The organism is Pedobacter xixiisoli, from assembly GCF_900215335.1.
Taxonomy (GTDB): Bacteria; Bacteroidota; Bacteroidia; order Sphingobacteriales; family Sphingobacteriaceae; genus Pedobacter; species Pedobacter xixiisoli.
Genome location: NZ_OCMT01000001.1, coordinates 101,582 through 120,754, shown reverse-complemented (window position 1 = coordinate 120,754; position 19,173 = coordinate 101,582). Strand labels below are relative to the sequence as shown.

Here is a 19,173-nt window from a genome sequence, read left to right as displayed (position 1 = left end):
TACGCTATTATTCCCGATAAAACCTGTGAAAAGCACAAGCATATGCTAACCATGTAAAAACACTGCCGATTAAATCGGGAGATAACCGCTGCCATCGGGTTTGGTGTACCCACAACAATGCTACTATTTTTCTCCAGCTTGTAGCGTTTATTTGTAGAACCACGTATGGGCTACAAAACCTAAATCATGAACCAATCCAAATTCTACTTTTTTTGCTTACTACTCTCTGCAATGGTTTTTGTTAGCAGTTGCGATAAAGACGAAACTAAAAACAAAGATCAACAAGAATTAAAGCAACTATTCACAAAAATCAAGGCTTTAGCAGAAAGCAGTACTTGTAATAATGAATCTTACGAATTAAAATTTACGGGGTATGGAGAAAGGGGCTGTGGAGGACCTGTTGGTTTTTTAGCCTATAGCACTAGCATAGATGTTATTGAGTTTGAAAAACTAGTTGCCGACTATAAAGCACTTGAAATTGCGTACAATAAAAAATGGACTATTGTTTCTACTTGTGACTTAATCCTAGCCCCAAAATCTGTAACCTGCGAAAACGGAAAACCTAAATTAGTTTATTAACCACCAATTAATTTATACAATATGGAAAACCTGATTTTATACGTCAAAATTTCTTTGGAATTCTTCTACGACAAATATTTATCCTAACTTCATTCCAACTATTAGGAATGATTAATCGATGAAGAATTTCTTTATAGCAATCTTATTATTGATTGCGAATTTCAGCTATGCTCAGAACTTCAAATATGCTTTTGTAACCGATACCCATGTTGGCACCGCTACGGGCGAAGAAGATTTACGAAGGACTGTTGCTGATATCAATTCACAAACAGACATCAATTTTGTACTGGTTACTGGCGATATTACCGAGATGGGTACTAACGAAGAGCTGAAACTTGCTAAAGAGATACTAGCTGGGTTGAATAAAAAATTCTACGTTATCCCTGGTAATCATGATACAGGCTGGTCGGAATCTGGAGGCGTATCTTTCATTAGAGAGTTTGGCTACGACAAATTCACCTTCGATTATAATGGTTATCGCTTTATTGCCTGCGCTTCGGGTCCATATGTTCGTATGAGTGATGGCCATATTCCACGTGATGCTACCGTTTGGTTGGATAGTGTGTTAAACAAAACTCCTAAAAGCATGCCGATCATCTACATCAATCATTACCCTTTGGATAACAGTCTAGACAATTGGTACGAGGCCATTGATAGGTTAAAGAAGAAAAACATCCAATATTCGATTTGCGGACACGGACATCAAAACAAAGCGTATAATTTCGAAGGTATACAAGGTACCATGGGACGTTCTAACCTGAGAGCTAAAGACAGTATTGGCGGCTACAATATCGTAACGATGAACAAAGACACTGCTTATTTCGCTACTAAAAAACCTACCGAAGCGCTAATGCCAGCTTGGCGCAAAATAAGCTTAAAAACTTTCGTTAGTGATGGCAAAACCTATGAACGTCCAGAATTTGCCATCAACCAAAAATACAACATTGTTAAGCCAGTTTGGACTTACCACTCAAATGCCAATGTGGTTAATACGCCTGCCTACAGTAACGATTTGGTGGTTTTCGGGAATAGCATTGGACTCATAGAAGCCTTAAATAGAAAAACTGGAAAACCTGTGTGGACTTACCGAACGCAGGGAGCAATTTACTCTTCGCCAATAATTAGTGCCGATAAATTAGTGATTTTTGGTTCTGGAGATGGTAACATCTATGCATTGAATTTAAAAGATGGCAAATTGGTTTGGAAGACCGCAGCAAAAAAATCTGTATTAGGTTCGCCTATAGTAGAAGGAAAAACCGTTTTTATTGGAGCAAGCGATAACACTTTCAAAGCGCTAGCTGTAAAAACAGGAAAGCTAAAATGGCAATTTGCAGACGTGGAAGGCACCATTGTGGGCAAACCGTTAATCTATCAAGGTAAAATCATTTTTGGTTCTTGGGGACGTCATTTGTACGCATTAGATATCAATACTGGAGCCTTACTTTGGAAATGGAATAATGGCCACGCCAACAGAATGTTTTCTCCTGCAATGGCTACTCCAGTTGCGGCAAACAACACGATTTATATTGCAGCTCCAGACCGTGTTTTAACAGCTATTGATGCGACCACTGGTCAAACTTTATGGAGAAACAATGAGGCTAAGGTTCGTGAATCCATTGGTTTATCTGCGGATAGCACTTTAGTGTATGGCAAAACCATGCAGGACGAAATTGTGGCTTACAAAACCACACGTACCAACGAAGGTGTCGCTTGGAAATATAACGCAGGCTACGGATACGAACATACGCCATCAGATTTGGTTGAGAAAAATGGCAAGTTATTCTTTGGCACCAAAAACGGAACTATCTATTGCATCAGTCCTAAAGAACAAAAGACTTTATGGGCTCACAAAATTGATAACTCCATGGTAAATACTTTTAAAGTGATTGACGATAAAACTTTACTAATAAGCACAATGGATGGCAAGGTAACCTTATTAAAAGAGCTATAATCTCTAATTTTTATTTTTCTCTGCGGATTTTCTTTATTATCATTGTGTTATAAAGAAAAACCATGAAAATTAAACGCTCAATCTATCTCATAGGCTTCTTATGCCTGTCTCTGAGTACCTATGCGCAAAAAAAAGAGTTCAAGTTTGGAAAAGTAACACCAGAAGATTTTAACGCTAAACCTTTCGGGCAAGACTCCGCAGCAGCAGCTGTTAAAATATTTGATGTTGGCGACTGCTATTTCGAATACAATGACAGAAACGGATTTGAATTTGTATTTGAACAACATGTGAGGTATAAAATCATCAACAAAAATGCCTACGATTTAGCGGATTTTCAAATTGCATTGTACCGAGGTTCAAACAGTGCAAAAGAAGACGTGTCGAGAATGGAAGCAGCCACTTACAATATGGAAGATGACAAGCTTGTGATCACTAAATTAGGGAAAGATGCAAAATTCACCGAAAACTTCAACAAGAATTACCAAATTAAGAAATACACCCTAGCTAATATAAAAGAAGGCTCGGTTATAGAATACAAATACACCATCAGGTCTCCTTTCACTTTCAATTTACGCGGCTGGTCATTTCAAAGCGGTATTCCAACGTTGTATACAGAGTACAATGTCAAAATACCTGAATACCTATTTTACAAACCTTCATTTATAGGTTATTACAGACCAACGCAAACTAAAAGGGAAACTATTAATGCGCATTATGTGACAGGCGTAAACTCTAGTGCTGTTTACAGTCAGTATGTTGCAGAAAATGTTCCAGCGATGAAAGATGAACCATTCATTACCACAATGGACGATTACATTTCTTCAATTGAATTTGAATTGATGGCGACTCGATATCCAAATGATATCTACAGGGATTTTAACGGTACTTGGCCAAAAATTGTCAAAGATTTAGCTGAAGATGAAAACTTCGGACTTTTCGTAAAAAGAAATGCTGTTGCCAAAAGTTTGCTTCCTACCATCATCAAAACAGAGACTGATACTTTAAAAATTGCAAACCTGATTTACAATTACGTAAAAACTAATACTAAATGGAACGACAGTTATCGCCGTTATACCAGCGAAACTAATCCAAAAACTATCTTAGAGAAGAAAACAGGTTCATCTGCAGACATTAATCTTCTATTGTTAATTTTCCTTAAGGAAGCGAAAATAGATGCAAATCCAGTTTTAATTAGTACCCGCAACAATGGTGCGCATCCTGGAAATCCAATTATTTCTAAATTCAATAGTGTTTTAGTTAGCGCAAAAATAGGTGGAAAAGACATTATTATGGATGCGACTAATAATGATCATTTTCTAGGAATGGTTTCTTACCAAAGCCTAAACCATCAAGGGTTTTCTATTGATTTAAAATCTCAAACTGGCACTTGGATAGCCTTAGAACCTTCTTTTAATGATGAAAAAATTTACAACTATAGCTTAACACTCGATAAGGAAAACAAACTAAAAGGCACTATGCTTCAATATTACAAAGGCTATGGAGCACTTTCTTTAAGAAACAGGTATCGTTCAAATGCCAGCGAAACAGAGTTTATCAAAAATTTGAAAAAAGATAAGCAAGGATTAGAAATCGACAGTTATAAAATCAATAACTTGAATAATTTTGAGGAATTGTTAAACGAAGAGCTTACGGTTACTATTGAAGACAATGTAGAAGAAGCAGGAAATTTGGTATATCTTAATCCGCTACTTTACGAACGAACTAAAGAAAATTTTCTAAAGCACGAAGCCAGAACTTTCCCTGTGGATTTTGGTTATCCGAAGAAAGAAAGCATTCGGGCTACCATTAACTTTCCTGAAGATTACGAAATTGACAAATTACCAAAAGGTGGAGTTTTCAAGCTTCCAGAAAACAAGGGTTCATTTACCATAAGCTTCCTATCACAAGAAAAAACTGTATTGGTAAGAAGTGTCATCGAAATCAACAAAAGTGTTTTTTCTCCAGAAGAATACTTTGATATTAAAGAGCTTTTCAAAGTAATCGTAGAAAAACAAGCAGAACAAATTGTGTTCAAGAAAAAATCTTAAATGAATCTGCCATGATTTTTTAAATCACACAGTGGGATGAACAAACGGCTTTAGCGCTCTTCAACACCATTGAACCAAAAAAATGTGAAAAATCATGGTGGCTTCATCACCATTGCAAATAAATTTACACAGATGAAAAAACATATCTATTTAACACTCTTAATTGCTCTTATGTCTACGTTTGCATGGGCGCAGAATAATTATGATGTAAGTAAAATTCCTGACCAGCTAAAACAAGATGCAGTAGCTGTTGTGAGAAACGAACAAAAAAACTTTGATGTAAAAAGTATAGGTTCGGCACAATATGATTATAAAACTGCCATCACCATTATAAACAAAGCTGGTGAACGCTTTTCAAATATGGTCATTGGTTATGACAAATTCTCAAGCATTTACGGTGTAAAAGCCACTATATATGATGCAAATGGAAAAAAAATAAAGGATTACAAATCTGCTGATATTAAAGATGAAAGTGCTTCTGATGGCTTCTCTATTTACAATGACAATCGTGTTAAATACTTAAATTTTAGCAATACAACTTTTCCTTATACGATAGAATACAGCTACTCTCAAGATTTTAAAGGAATTTTGGACTACCCTTCGTGGCAAGATTTAAAGGGATTTGGTGTATCCGTAGAACAGTCTAGCTACACTGTTCAAACTGCAAAGGGAATTACTTTTCGTTTTATCACCAATAACGGTTTGAAAACCGACTCGCTAAAAAATAGCGACAAAACAAAGTATGTTTGGAAAAGTGAAAATAGACCTGCCATTGGTAGCGAACCACTAAGCAGTGGATTAAGTGATGTTAGTAATTGGGTTCTAGCTTCTTCTAATGATTTTGAGTTTGATGGAACAAAGGGTAATTTGAACAACTGGAAAGACTTTGGTATGTGGTTCCATAAGCTGAACGAAGGTGGTAATGTACTTCCTGAAACGTTAAAAGCAAAAGTGCAGTCACTAACAAAAGATGCTGCAAATACAAAGGAGAAAATCAGAATTCTATATAACTATTTGCAACAAAACACACGTTACGTAAGTATCCAATTAGGTATTGGCGGCTTTAAACCTATTTTAGCTGAAAAGGTTGCCCAAGTAAATTATGGCGACTGTAAGGCACTTTCTAATTACATGAAAGCCATGCTAAACGAAGCTGGTATCCATTCAAATCTAGTTTTAATTGGTAATGATATGCCTAGCTTGAACAAGAATTTTGCTAGCAACAGACAATCTAACCACATGATTTTATGTGTACCCCAAAAAAACGACACCTTATTTTTAGAATGTACAAGTCAATATAAACCTATGGGATTTATTGGTTACAGTAACTCAGACAGAGATGTTTTATTGATTACTGAAAATGGCGGTAAGGTAGTGCGTACCAATACTTACAATGCTAAAGACAATTATCAAATTAGGAAAACTAAAATAGATATAGATGATAGTGGATTAGCAAATATTGCCATTAGAACAAATTATGGCAATGCCCAATTCGAAGACAACTTTAGCTTACTACTTAAAGAACCTAGCGAACAACGTAAATCTATCATCAGCAATAACGATATTCCTGGGGCGGAGTTAATTGGATTTAAGATTGAACAAGCGGATAAAACAATTCCAATAATGACGGATGAAATCAATTTCAAAACCAATCAGTTATTTACCAAAGGAGGAGAAAAGCTATTTCTTACCTTAAACCAAACCAACAGAAAAGAAAGCGCACCTGCAAAAGTCAACAACAGGAAAACTCATTTCTCAGTTCCTTACAGCTATAACGACCAAGACGAAATTAGCTTTACCTTACCAAAGGGATACGCTGTAGAGTTTATGCCAAAAGATATCGACATTAGTTCTGAATTTGGAAGTTATACAGCCAAGTTCTTGGTGAAAGATAATATCATTACCTATGTTCGAACTCAGACGATGAACAACAGTAAATATCCACCTGAAAAATACAATGAATATGTAGATTTCTATAAGAAAATCTATCAAGCAGATAAACTGAAGGCTGTTTTAACGAAAATATAAATGATATAAAAATCCCCGATTAAACTATCGGGGATTTTTATATCATCTCATCCTAGTAGTCGTTGCGACGCTTAAGTTATATCTCATCTAGCGTTGTAAGATTGCTTCGTACCTCGCAATGACGATAGTTTAACCTAGTATTTTTTATTTTACTTCTTACCAACCACTACCCTAGTCATCGCGTTCCAATCTAAATATTGATTTGCAATAACCTTTAAGCGCTCGGCAGTTATATTTTTCACCGTATGGATATAATTATCGTAATAATCATAATCTAAGCCAGCGAAATGAATGTTCTTGAATTTATCAGCGTGAGAGAAAGCATTCTCTAAGCTACCCAAAAGTGAACCCAGCATATAGTTACGCACTAAATCCAGCTCTTCTTCGGCTATTAAATCGCTTCTCAAAATATTGATTTCCTTTTCTATTTCTGTTAGTGCACTTGTACAAACATCAGCGCCAACCTCTGTAGCTAAAAAGAAGTAACCAGCATGTTTTAGCGAAGCAATTCCAGAGCCAATACCATAAGTATAGCCTTTATCTTCTCTAATATTGGCCATTAAGCGAGAACCAAAATATCCGCCAAATACACAGTTCAAAATTTGCAAGGCAGGAAAATCTGTATGAGTACGGTTAATACTCAAATTTCCCATTCTAATTGCAGATTGTAAAGCTTCTGGTTTCTCGATATATAAATCTTTACCAGCCTCTGCTACAAACTGAAAATCGTTTTTAGTTACCGCAGCATTATTTTCCCAAGCACCACCAAAAACCTTATTTAACACCTCAAAATCTTGTGCTACAAACTTGCCGGCAATAATAATGGTACAATTAGCTGGCTGAAAAGCAGCTTTGTAATACGCCAACAAATCTTGCTGTTGCAATTGGTCATAATCGGCAGCGTTAATGTCCGAACCATAAGCCGTATCCCCGAAAATAGCATGAGCAAAAGTTTTACGGGCTAGGTAATCGTTCTTTTGCAAGCTTACCTGTAATTTTTGCTTTTGGTTCTGCTTGTAAATATCCAGCTCATGCTGTGGAAAAACACTTTCATTTAACACCGACCATAAAATTGGCAAAACCGATGGCAAATGCTTAGTAAGCGTATAAAGCGTAATATTGGTATGGTCTGCACCATATTCAGTTTGCAAAAAGGCACCGTAATAATCAACTTTTTCTGCAATTTGCATGGCAGTTAAAGTCTTTGTACCACTATTAATTAAACCATTTGCCGCAACAGCTTGTAGGGGTTGGCGCACATCCCAGTTTACATTTTCAAAAATAAACTCAATGCGTACCAATTCCGTTTCGCCAGCATTAATAGTGTAAACAGGTATGCCGTTAGCTAAATTATTTGCCGTTGGCTTAATAAAATTGATATCATTTACCTGCCTAAAAGCAGGTGCAATTGTTCTGTTAAGCATTGGCTAAATAATATAAGGTTGATGATTTTTCTTTCTTAAACGTTTCTTGCGCAACTTGTTGAATCTGCTCGGCAGTAATCGATAGGTATTTGTTAATTTCTACATTCAGCAAATCAGCATCGCCTAACAACTCATAAAAAGCTAAATTCATAGCTTTATCTAACAAGTTCATTTCAGAAAACACCATAATCGATTCCGATTTATTCTTCACTTTCGTTAATTCTTCTTCGCTAACTAAAGAAGTAGCAATTTTTTGCAACTCAGTCCAAATGGCACTTTCAGCTTGCTCCATGCTCACACCTTCCACTAACTTGCCTTCTACAATAAATAAACCTTCATCTAAACTACTGGTGATATAAGCATTAATTTCGCTGAACAATTGCTGTTCTTTCAGCAAGCTGTTGTACAAACGCGAAGACTGACCTTGCGATAAAATATCCGATAGCAAATCGAAAACTTGGTAGTTCTCACCTAGCCTAGCAGGCATTTTAAATGCAGTGTAAATAGCATTCAAAGGAACATCAGCATTTACAGTCAAACTTCTAGCTTCAGTTTGCTCAACTTCTTTTGGCAAATCCCTTAAATATTTATCGCCTGCTGGAATTGGACCGAACCATTTTTCTGCCAACTCTTTTACCTCTTCGGTTTTGATATTACCACCAACCACTAAAATCGCATTTTGCGGGTTGTAATGCTTCTTGAAAAACGCCTTCACATCTTCCATTTTTGCATTTTCTATTTGTGCTAAATCCTGTCCAATAGTTGCCCAACGGTACGGATGTTTTTCGTAAGCCAGCGGACGTAGCTTCAACCAAACATCACCGTATGGCTGGTTCAAATAGCGTTGTTTAAATTCTTCGCAAACTACGTTACGTTGTGTTTCTAAGCTCTTTTCAGAGAAAGCTAAACTCAACATCCTATCACTTTCTAACCAAAAAGCAGTTTCAATATTTGCTGCCGGCAAAGTGATATAATAATTAGTGATGTCGTTACTGGTAAAGGCGTTATTTTCGCCTCCTACACGTTGCAAAGGCTCATCATAACTCGGAATATTGATAGAACCACCAAACATTAAATGTTCGAAGAGATGCGCAAAACCAGTCCTTCCCTCCTCTTCATCCCTTGCGCCAACGTCGTAAAGTATATTTAAAACAGCCATTGGAGTTGTTGGGTCTTCGTGCACCAAAACTTTTAAACCATTGGCTAATGTGAAACGATTAAAATTTACCATAGTCGGCAAAGATAGTTTAATTGCTTTATTGTTAAATTGTTTTATTGTTGGAAGATTGTAAAGTTGAAACACTAATTGGTGTAACAAAACTGATTATTGCTTTTTTGAAAATGTATACTTGTATTTCATCGCTGCTGCAGCCCCACTATCCGCTTTAGTCCCGATAAAATCGGGAGCTGCCGCTACTATTGGGTTTATTTAACTTAGACCTGTGCATCAAACTTCCAAGCAAGACGCAGAACCGAAAGAGTTTAATAGTAGTACAGCAGGTTTAACGTAACGATGAAACCGAACAAATGCTTTTCAAATTAATTTACAATATAATTTAGAAGTTAAAATTCGTTAATGTGTGCTTTCTATCAATCTCTGTAATCCTAATTATACTTACCTTTACGCCATGAATACAGGAGAATTACTGCAAAGAGCCCTAAACTTCGATTTTTTAACTAAAGAAGAAGGTATTTTTTTATATCACCATGCTAGCACTTCCGAGTTGGCTTACACAGCAAATGAACTAAGAAAAATACAGGTACCGAGCGGTAAGGTAACTTGGCAAATTGACCGTAATGTAAATACCACTAACGTTTGTATTGCCAACTGTAAATTCTGTAATTTCTTCCGTCGCCCAGGGCACGATGAAAGCTACATCACCGATATTGAGACTTACAAAGTTAAAATCGAAGAGACTTTCCGCTTAGGTGGCGATCAACTTTTACTGCAAGGTGGGCATCACCCAGATTTAGGATTGGAGTTTTACGCCAACCTATTTAAGCAGCTGAAAGAACTTTATCCTGATTTGAAGCTTCACGCTTTAGGCCCACCCGAAATTGCTCACGTAGCTAAAATTGAAGGCATTTCGCATACCGAAGTTTTAAGAACTTTGAAAGAGGCTGGCATGGATTCGCTTCCTGGCGCTGGTGCAGAAATATTGAATGATAGGGTTAGAAGACTGATTTCTAAAGGTAAATGTGGTGGACAAGAATGGCTGGATGTAATGCGTGCTTGCCACCAATTAGATATCACTACTTCGGCTACGATGATGTTTGGTCACGTTGAGACCATTGATGAGCGTTTTGAGCATTTAGTTTGGATACGTGAAGTACAAAGCGAAAAACCTGCAGAGGCAAATGGTTTCTTAGCGTTTATTCCTTGGCCTTTCCAAGACGATGGCACTTTATTGAAACGTTTACGTGGAATTAGCAACAACGTAACTGGCGACGAATATGTAAGAATGATTGCATTGAGCCGTATCATGTTGCCGAACATAAAAAACATACAAGCAAGTTGGCTAACGGTTGGTAAAGCTGTAGCTCAGCTTTGTCTGCACGCTGGCGCTAATGATTTTGGTTCTATCATGATTGAAGAAAATGTGGTTTCTGCCGCTGGTGCACCACATCGTTTTACAGCAAACGGCATACAAACAGCGATTAAAGAAGCTGGTTTTGAACCGCAACTACGCGGACAAAAATACAATTATAGAGAATTACCGGCTGAATTAGAAGAGCAAGTGATTACTTACTAGTTTAAAATAGAAATCCAAAAGTAAAACCGCAATGAAACGAGCTATCTTTATCTGTTTTCTAATCATAAATTCGGTTTTTGTTTTTGCACAAAAGACTTGGGTAAAGCAAAGAGTTACCAATCGTGTAATAGTTGCTTTTCCAACAGCTCCATCAAAAACGGCAGGAACTACCTTTGCATTAAAAGACACTACGAATACGGTTTATACAGTAACCTACAGCTTTATTGCGCAAAATCTAAAAATAGCTCCAAAGGCATTTAACAAATTAGTTATGACCAATGAATTTGCTAGCGAATTTTTAAGCGGTCTACAAACTACTTTAGCAGGATATAACTTAGAGCAAGTAAAAATAAAACAGAACAAAAACTACGTTAGCTACCTAACAGAGGGCAAAAATGAGAATGAGAAAAAATCTATTTTCATGCATATCATTTTTGTAGATGGTGTATATTACAGTCTTTCAGTAGTCATTCCTGATGGAGAAAGCCTTCAAAACAAAGACATTTTCCTCAATAATTTTCAAGTGACCAAATAGCAGAAAATGAAAAATCCCCTACTACTTGAAGGAAACACAGCTGCGAGTTTCTTTTCAAATAATAAGGGAGTATAGAAGGTTCGGTTTTAAAAATTTAAAGTTTAAATCCTGTTCTAAGGAAGATATTGGCAATTTCTACTACTTTAGCCTTTACCAAAATCTCATCAAAACTTTCTACTGCCGCTTTTTTCTGTCCATCGTTGGCTGTTGGTGCTCCAGTTAATGGCGGAATGCTTATTGTTGCTTGCATAACAGAATCTTCACCTGCATAAACTAAATCTAAAGCTGGGACCCCAGAATCGTTAGCTTGTCCGGCAGCACCTAAACTAACCCAAGGTTTTACGGCAACACTACCTCCTTCTGGAGTACTTCTCATTAGGCGAATCTGTGCAGCATGACGAGCTTCCACACTGTGTATTTGTAAAGCCGTTTGTAAAACACCCGGACTAACCATCAAGGCACCAGCCTGTCCTTTATACGCCCTTACTCCTGTATCTTCAAAGCCCTGTGCTACTGCTAAAAATGTTGGATAACTACTATACACAGGAAAAGCGCCACCTGCAGTAAAATCTGTCATTGCATAAGTTATTTCCGCTCTAGCAGAAGCACCCAATGCACCTTTTAACAAATCTACGTGTGCTTTCTCATGATCGCGAATCACTGTAATAGCCGCCCTTGAAGCACCAGGGTAGGTAAAAGTTACATCTGTACCTAATAAAGCATGGTTGTAGTAATGATATTCAAGATATTCTAACGACAGTGCAAAATTTAGCACATCTACCACTGCCGTTGGTAACGTAGTTTGACCATAAGCTTTATTAAACATAGAACCCAAAGCCAAAGGCATTGCCGCTAACGAAATTTTCTTACCCACATTAAAAAAGTCTTTCATCGCTTGGCGACGTGGATTTAATCTCTCATAGATTTCGCCATCAACTTTTTCTATTTCTTCTAATATATTTACAATATTCATGATTGCTGAGTTTAAGGGTTAAAGATTAATGATGTTAATTTTAGTTTTGATAAATGGTTTAGCTGCAGCCAAAACTTTGTCTGGGCTTAGGGCACCATCTAATCCTCCCGAATTACTTGAACCAAGACCCGTCAAACTATTTAAGTCTGCGAAGGTTCCAGGCGTAAGTTGCTCTCTTACCCAAGCTGCATGGCGAGCTTCTACTGAAACAATTTGCCCAGCAATAACCAAATTTGCAGCAGTTTTTAATCTGGCACCCGCACCATTATATGCTGCAACGCCTAAATCTTCGAAAGTTTTTGCTGCACCTAACACACTCGAAGCGCTAGTAAAATCTATCGAAGAAAAATCAACTTCTAAGCTTCCTATGGAGGCTGTACCTAATGCCTTTTTAAAAAACTCCCTGTGCGCAATCTCATGATATTGTACATCCTGAAAATAATTTTTTTGAGCTTGTGTAAATCCTGATGGTGGTGCAGAAGCTACCTTGATGTAAAATGCAGCCTCTAGTTGCTCTAATGCATAAGCGTAATTAAGTACGCCAGTATCATCTTTAAAGTCAAGCGTTGCACCAAAATCGGTGTAAACAGGTCTGTCTTTTTTACAGCCAGCAGCTACTAAGGCTACTACCGCTGCTCCTGCTCCGGCATACTGAAGAAAAGCTCTTCTTTGCAGCCTTGCATCAAAAATATCTGTTTCTTTAGGTGATGTTTTTTGGTTCTCTTCTAAATTTTCCATAACACTTTTTTAGGGGTTTAATTTAAAGGTTGGTTACAGACACTTACGAGAAGTAAAAACATTTGGATTTACGAAATCAAAAATATTTCATATTAGCATCATTTTTTGATAAATTGAGCCAAACTAAAACATGGCGGCATTAAACACAATTATTGTTGATGACGAGGAATTTGCACGTTCCTCACTATACTTTCTATTACAGGAAAATTGTCCTGATGTCAACATTTGTGGTATTGCCAAGTCTGTTAACGAAGCTAGATTCTTGCTTCAAAGTTTCGATGTTGACCTCATTTTCTTGGATATTGCCATGCCGGCAGAAAACGGCTTCTCATTAATTCCACAAGCCCAAGAGGCTAATGCCAATGTGGTTTTCACTACCGCTTACGACCAATACGCATTGAAAGCAATTAAGGCTAACGCACTAGATTATCTTTTAAAACCAATTGATATTGATGAGCTTGTCGCCGCAGTAGAAAAGGCATTAAAACAACGAGCTTTAAATGATGCGTTAAACAGAAGTAATAGTCTTAAAAATTTAGAAGAAGACCTTAAAGAGCAAAAAGGTGTTTGCAGATTAACGCTGCCAAGCGGACAAGGCTACCGCTTAGTAGACCTTGATGAAATTATTCATATAGAAGCAGACAGCAACTATTCTATTTTCCATTTAAAGAACACCGAAAAAATAACAGTTTCGAAAGTACTTAAAGATTACGAGGAAATTTTACCCGAAGACCGTTTTGTAAGGATACATAAATCGAGCATTGTTAACTTAAAATACGTAAAGGAATACAACAATAAAAACGGTTTGGTGTTATCACTTTCGAATGGACAAAATATTGTGGTTTCAAGAAGAAGGGCCAGCGATTTTTTTGAGAAAATGAAAAACTACAGTCAACTACAAAGTGAGAAATAGCGTACTTAAAATAGTCTCTTTTTATTTCCTAGTCATTTTATGCCTTGGAAAAAGTTACGCCCAAACCGTTTATCTTCCTCATTACACCACCAAAGATGGCTTGCCTAGCAACAACTGCTATTACACCTTGCAAGATCAAAAAGGCTTTATCTGGATTGCTACAGATGCTGGAGTAAGTAGATTTGATGGCGCAGTATTTGAGAATTTCTCAGTGGATGACGGCCTACCTGATAACCAGATTTTACAACTAAGGGAAGACAGTAAAGGGCGGATTTGGTTTATGGCCTTGAATGGACAGTTGAGCTATTTTTTGAATGGTAAAATTCACAATGAAAGAACTGATACCAATCTCAAAGAACTGAACTTAAACGGTGTTGTGGTTTCATTTTTGGAAGACAGTAAAGGTAGACTGTGGTTTGGTACCAACAACAACATCATTGGTGTTTGGGACGGCAAAAAAACAACTAAAATTATCTCGAACAGCACTGAGCAAAAGTACCAGAACGTGTTTATTTACGAGGATGAGAAAAATGACATTAGAGCCGTTAACAGCACCGCAAACTTCATTTTTTCCAATGGACTTTTTATTCCGTCGAAAACTAAAATACACCCAGTATCTTATAAAGCGATTAACCGAATTAACGGAAAAATCTATTTTTTAAATCAACAAGGTTTAAGTACTATAGAAAAAGGAATTACAAAAGAGGTGCTAAAAATAAACCCTCATTTGCTAAATTCTAATTTGGGCTACATTTTACTAGGCGAAAAAAAGTTATGGTTTTCTAATGATGATGGCGTTAACGGAATCAACCTTGATGGAAGTGGAGGAAAAAGATTTTTGCAAAGTATTAGCGTAAACCAAACTATTAGAGATAATCAGGGGAATTTATGGTTTACTACCAAAAATGGAATTTATAAGCTGCCAAAAATCAAAGACCAATTGTATACGTTTGGGAAAGAGGATGGATTAAAAGGTCCCAACATCAAAAGTATTGTAAAAGACAAAAACAATAGGCTTTGGTTGGGAAGCAATAATAGTAGCATCAATATTTTAGATTTAAAAACAAAAAAAACAATACAAGTTAAACTTCCAGATGCCAGCAAATACAACACAATTAAGCAACTAGTTGTCGATAAAACAAACAAACGCATCTTCTTCGCTTCCGACTATGGTTTAGGCTCTGTGAGCAGCAATTACCCCCTTACTTCGGATTTCAAATTCCTTAAAGAAACCAACAATTTGATGTTCGTGGTTAAAAACTTTGCAATTGACAGCACCTCGAAGCTTACTTTATCTATGTCTTCGGGAGTGGTGATTATCAACGACCGGAACCAACTGCAGTTTTCTTCCTTCAAGTATAAAGAAGAGCAAGATTTTTTCAAAGACCGTTCCTATCGCGTATTTTATGACAAGCAGCAAAACCTCTGGTTTTCTAATATCAATGGCTTATCAGAATTTAACTATAACAAACTTAATAAGCATTACGAAAGATATCCGCTATTAACTAAAAGGATAAATGATATACGCCAAATGGCTGATGGAAGTATTGCCATGGCTACAGATGGCTACGGAATTGTGATTTTCAAAGATGGCAAAATCACTCATATTATCAATAATAAAAAGGGACTAAACAACAACATCATCAATAAACTTTTTGTACGTGGCGAATACCTTTGGGCCATTAGCAATACAGGCATCAACAGAATTTCTATCTTAAATGGCGGCATTAGTATCAATACATTTGACGATGTAAATGGTATTTTATCCGATGACTTGAATGACCTTTACATCGATAAAGACACTGCCTATTTTGCTACCAATAACGGATTAGTTTACTTCGCTTACAATCATTCGCTACAGAATACCGAACCGCCAAAAATCTACATCAATTCTATCATCAATAATAAAAAAGCGCTTGATTTAACTAGCAAAAACTTCATACTCAAACCTAATGAACAGAATTTAATCATCAACTACAGTGCTATTGATTTTAAAAACCGAAACATCAGTTATCGATATCGCTTAAAAAACAGAGGAACTTGGATTGAAACCAAAAACCGCAGACTGGAACTCTCATCTCTTGAACCTGGCGAATATACTTTTGAGGTTAGTGCCAAAAGCCAGAATAGCAGCTGGAGCGAGCCTACAAAAATCAAACTAGTTCTCGAAAGACGGTTTCACCAAAGTTGGTGGTTCATCAGTATTTTGATTGTTATTGGCGGATTTTTAATTTATGTAATTGGTGTTCGTATTACGAAACGACAAAAAAATAAAGAGCAGGAACAGCTGTTATTAAAAAACAAGATTTTGATGTTGGAACAGCAAGCTTTGCAGGCCATGATGAATCCACATTTTGTATTTAACGTGATGAATTCCATCCAACATTTCATCAATACAAAGAATACGATGTCGGCGAATAAAGTGCTTACCGGCTTTGCCCGTTTAATTAGAAAGAACCTAGAGATCTGTACACAGAGTTATATTTCATTAGAAGAAGAGATTAATTACCTCAACCTTTATTTAAGTTTAGAAAAGAACAGGTTTGGCGAAAAATTCCAATATGCTATTGAAGTAGACGATGCAATAGATAAAGAAGAAGCCCTAATTCCATCTATGTTATTGCAGCCCTATATAGAAAATGCGATTTGGCATGGCATTATGCCCAAAGAAGAAGGTGGTAAAGTAACCATTTCCATCAAAGAGGTAAATGACGATACTTTATTAATCAGCATTATTGACGATGGTATTGGTATAGACAATTCTTTATCAGCAAAAAAAGATGGTCATCAAAGCAAAGGAATGGATTTAACCAACGAAAGAATCAACCTTTTGAATAAAATTGAAGCAAAAGCGATACAGCTGAACATAAAACAGAACGGAAAAACGGGCACAATTGTCTCTATTTCTATACCCATGAACCGATAAAATACCGTTTACTCAAATATTACTACCACTCACTAAATAAGCACACATCTTCGTGTTTTTTGTATTAAACTTGTTATAAGAAATTAAGCAAACATTAATTGTTTGTTCTGAGAACGTTCATATAGGATTGATAAAAGATATTTTTTAACCTAACCTAAAAGTATATCTCAATTCAGGTTTCATTTGTGTGTTAAAAGCGTCCCGATTTTTCATAATCAGGACGCTTTTTTAGTTTAGTGAAACCCGTATTTCATTGATGCTCAGAGCCAGCAAAAAAAATGTAAAAAATTTTCCTAAAAGTGGTTTTTATTCTATTTTTGAGCCAATAAGAAAACAAAACAAACGCTGCTATCTTCTAATTCAGAAAAGATTTTTGTAACTTTAATTAGAGCACTTAACTTTCGAACTATTAAAATTTTTTGAGTAATGAAAACGCCAAAAAAACCTATTCAAAACAAGCCAGCTGGCAAGCCAAATTCTAAAAAAGAAGAATCTGATGAAGAATTGGATGATATCCAAGATGAAAGAAATGTTGATGAGGATGAAGATGATTTAGACATGCCTCTGGATGACTTGGATACGTTCGATAGTTTCGATGATGATGACGACGATGACTACTAAGCAGTAAATCCATAAAGATTACCTTAACAAAAAGCCCCAAATTATGGGGCTTTTTGTTATTTTAGCCCCTCACAGAGAGTTTATGAAAGCAATAATAGTTAGTGATAGCCAAACCCAGCAACAGTTCCTTAATATAGTTGAAAAGCTTTACAGCGATGATAAAGTATATATAAGACCTTTAGACCAAGACGTTGAAAAGATATTTGACGTTAACCAGAATTCATTTTTTAAGCATGGTCAATGTATCAGATGGATTTTAGTTGATGACCATAATAAAGTTATTGGTAGAATTGCAGCTTTTGTGAACGAGAAAAAAGCTTATGGTTACGAAGTTCCTACTGGTGGTGTTGGTTTTTTTGAATGTATAAATGACCAAACCGCAGCTAATTTCTTGTTCGATACTGCCAAGAGCTGGCTGGTAGAGAAAGGAATGAAAGCAATGGAAGGTCCAATTAACTTTGGCGAAAATGATAGCTTTTGGGGTCTACTGATAGAAGGTTTTATCCCTGCTTCTTATGGCATGAATTATCACTTGCCTTACTATCATCAACTATTTAAAGAATATGGCTTCGAAACTTCTTACGAACAGCTAACTAACATCATCGATTTAACTGTTCCATTTCCTGCTAGGTTTACCAAAATTGCCAATTGGGTTGCTGCTAAACCCGGCTATACTTTCGAGTACTTCCAAAAAAACAATGCAGAAAAATACATCAATGATTTGATGGAAATTTATAACGATGGCTGGCAAGATTTCGAAAATTTCGTTCCTATCAAGAAAGAAGTGCTACAAGAGAGCTTTAAGCAAATGGAAGTAATAATGGACGAAAAATTGATTTGGTTCGCTTATGTAGACGGAGAACCTGCTTCTTTTACCGTTCTTATTCCTGATGCCAACCAAATGATTAAGGATTTTAACGGAAAGCTTGGCTTGTTGCAAAAATTGAAATTTGCTTACAGGCGTTGGATTGGCGTAAAGCGCATGAGAGCCATAGTAATGGGCACTAAGCAGAAATTTCAAAAGCATGGTTTAGAGTCGGCCCTATTCATCAAATTAGGTGAATATGTGTTACCGAAAAACCAATATACCGAACTGGAACTTTCTTGGGTTGGTGATTTTAACGAGAAAATGTTGGCTATACACGAAGCTACTGGCGCTAAGTTTGGAAAGAAGCATTTGACTTTGAAGAAGAGTTTTTAGAAGAATATGCTTCTCGTCATTTCGACCTTGTGGAGAAATCTTCCGACTTCAATAATAGATTTAAAGATTTCTCCATTTCGCTTTGCTTCAGTCGAAATGACGTGAAGATTAAAAGCTTATGCCTAGCCACTTACAAACCCAACTTATCGTACAAATCAATTACCTTTTTCTGCAATTTCATCACTTCAGCGTCTTTATCTACTAGCTGCTGTTTAAGTTCGGCAATCTCCTCTACTACATCTTGTGAAACTGATAAACTGCCTTCTTTTGATATTATTGAGCTTAACGAAACTTCAAAATATTTAGCAATTTGAGCTAACCTAGACAAATTGATATCGGTTTGTCCGTTTTCTATTTTAGATAAAGCAGCGACAGAAATTTTTAAGGCATTAGCCACTTCGGTTTGTCCTTTAGCTTTACCCAGTCGCAATTGCTTAATGTTTGCTCCTATATCCGATATTAATCTCTGATTAATCAAAACGA

15 protein-coding genes are annotated in these 19,173 nt (G+C 36.5%); 10 read left to right on the top strand and 5 right to left on the bottom strand.

The features are described from left to right. Window positions 1-186: 186 nt before the first annotated feature. From CRO54_RS00550 to CRO54_RS00535, 4 genes are all read left to right on the top strand, one after another. A complete protein-coding gene (locus tag CRO54_RS00550; protein ID WP_138765720.1) occupies window positions 187-579 on the top strand; it encodes a hypothetical protein in 393 nt (130 codons plus the stop codon). Window positions 580-697: 118 nt separating this feature from the next. After that, a complete protein-coding gene (locus CRO54_RS00545) occupies window positions 698-2,530 on the top strand; it encodes an outer membrane protein assembly factor BamB family protein (protein ID WP_097127464.1) in 1,833 nt (610 codons plus the stop codon). Between the two features lie 62 nt (window positions 2,531-2,592). Then, window positions 2,593-4,578 carry a transglutaminase domain-containing protein gene (locus CRO54_RS00540; RefSeq protein WP_097127462.1) on the top strand — a complete coding sequence of 662 codons (1,986 nt, stop codon included), beginning with the start codon at window positions 2,593-2,595 and terminating at the stop codon, window positions 4,576-4,578. Window positions 4,579-4,710: 132 nt separating this feature from the next. Beyond that, a complete protein-coding gene (locus CRO54_RS00535; protein ID WP_097129803.1) occupies window positions 4,711-6,606 on the top strand; it encodes a DUF3857 domain-containing protein in 1,896 nt (631 codons plus the stop codon). Window positions 6,607-6,755: 149 nt separating this feature from the next. Here the strand turns inward: CRO54_RS00535 and CRO54_RS00530 are convergent, their stop codons facing one another. Together CRO54_RS00530 and CRO54_RS00525 are read right to left on the bottom strand one after the other, a co-directional pair. Further along, window positions 6,756-8,030 carry a M16 family metallopeptidase gene (locus CRO54_RS00530; RefSeq protein ID WP_097127459.1) on the bottom strand — a complete coding sequence of 425 codons (1,275 nt, stop codon included), beginning with the start codon at window positions 8,028-8,030 and terminating at the stop codon, window positions 6,756-6,758. Beyond that, complete coding sequence (locus CRO54_RS00525) at window positions 8,023-9,261, bottom strand: M16 family metallopeptidase (RefSeq protein WP_097127457.1); 1,239 nt, start codon at window positions 9,259-9,261, stop codon at window positions 8,023-8,025. Before CRO54_RS00525 ends, CRO54_RS00530 begins: the two co-directional genes overlap by 8 nt. A gap of 397 nt (window positions 9,262-9,658) precedes the next feature. Here CRO54_RS00525 and CRO54_RS00520 point away from each other — a divergent pair, with 397 nt between their 5' ends. Together CRO54_RS00520 and CRO54_RS00515 are read left to right on the top strand one after the other, a co-directional pair. Further along, window positions 9,659-10,783: a CofH family radical SAM protein gene (locus CRO54_RS00520; protein WP_097127454.1), complete on the top strand. Its 1,125-nt coding sequence runs from the start codon at window positions 9,659-9,661 to the stop codon at window positions 10,781-10,783. A 31-nt stretch (window positions 10,784-10,814) separates the two neighbouring features. Continuing rightward, window positions 10,815-11,318 carry a hypothetical protein gene (locus CRO54_RS00515; RefSeq protein ID WP_097127451.1) on the top strand — a complete coding sequence of 168 codons (504 nt, stop codon included), beginning with the start codon at window positions 10,815-10,817 and terminating at the stop codon, window positions 11,316-11,318. 94 nt (window positions 11,319-11,412) lie between these two features. Here CRO54_RS00515 and CRO54_RS00510 read toward each other — a convergent pair whose 3' ends face one another. Further along, the gene (locus CRO54_RS00510) at window positions 11,413-12,291 is read right to left on the bottom strand and encodes a ferritin-like domain-containing protein (protein ID WP_097127449.1); all 879 of its coding nucleotides are present in this window, start codon (window positions 12,289-12,291) and stop codon (window positions 11,413-11,415) included. An 18-nt stretch (window positions 12,292-12,309) separates the two neighbouring features. Then, on the bottom strand, window positions 12,310-13,029 hold the full coding sequence (locus CRO54_RS00505) for a ferritin-like domain-containing protein (RefSeq protein ID WP_097127446.1): 720 nt from the start codon (window positions 13,027-13,029) through the stop codon (window positions 12,310-12,312). 130 nt (window positions 13,030-13,159) lie between these two features. Between CRO54_RS00505 and CRO54_RS00500 the strand changes: the two genes are divergently transcribed. The 4 genes from CRO54_RS00500 (at window position 13,160) to CRO54_RS00485 (ending at window position 18,690) form a co-directional block, all read left to right on the top strand. Next, complete coding sequence (locus tag CRO54_RS00500; protein WP_097127444.1) at window positions 13,160-13,942, top strand: LytR/AlgR family response regulator transcription factor; 783 nt, start codon at window positions 13,160-13,162, stop codon at window positions 13,940-13,942. Continuing rightward, window positions 13,932-16,868 (top strand): sensor histidine kinase, encoded by a 2,937-nt coding sequence (locus CRO54_RS00495; RefSeq protein WP_097127441.1) that lies wholly within the window; start codon window positions 13,932-13,934, stop codon window positions 16,866-16,868. The genes CRO54_RS00500 and CRO54_RS00495 overlap by 11 nt, the downstream gene beginning before the upstream one ends. A gap of 426 nt (window positions 16,869-17,294) precedes the next feature. Beyond that, the gene (locus CRO54_RS00490; protein ID WP_097127438.1) at window positions 17,295-17,489 is read left to right on the top strand and encodes a hypothetical protein; all 195 of its coding nucleotides are present in this window, start codon (window positions 17,295-17,297) and stop codon (window positions 17,487-17,489) included. Between the two features lie 82 nt (window positions 17,490-17,571). After that, window positions 17,572-18,690, top strand: a complete 1,119-nt coding sequence (locus CRO54_RS00485) for an N-acetyltransferase (RefSeq protein ID WP_097127435.1) — start codon at window positions 17,572-17,574, stop codon at window positions 18,688-18,690. A 130-nt stretch (window positions 18,691-18,820) separates the two neighbouring features. Here the strand turns inward: CRO54_RS00485 and CRO54_RS00480 are convergent, their stop codons facing one another. Next, complete coding sequence (locus CRO54_RS00480; RefSeq protein ID WP_240774980.1) at window positions 18,821-19,168, bottom strand: helix-turn-helix domain-containing protein; 348 nt, start codon at window positions 19,166-19,168, stop codon at window positions 18,821-18,823. Between the last annotated feature and the right edge of the window lie 5 nt (window positions 19,169-19,173).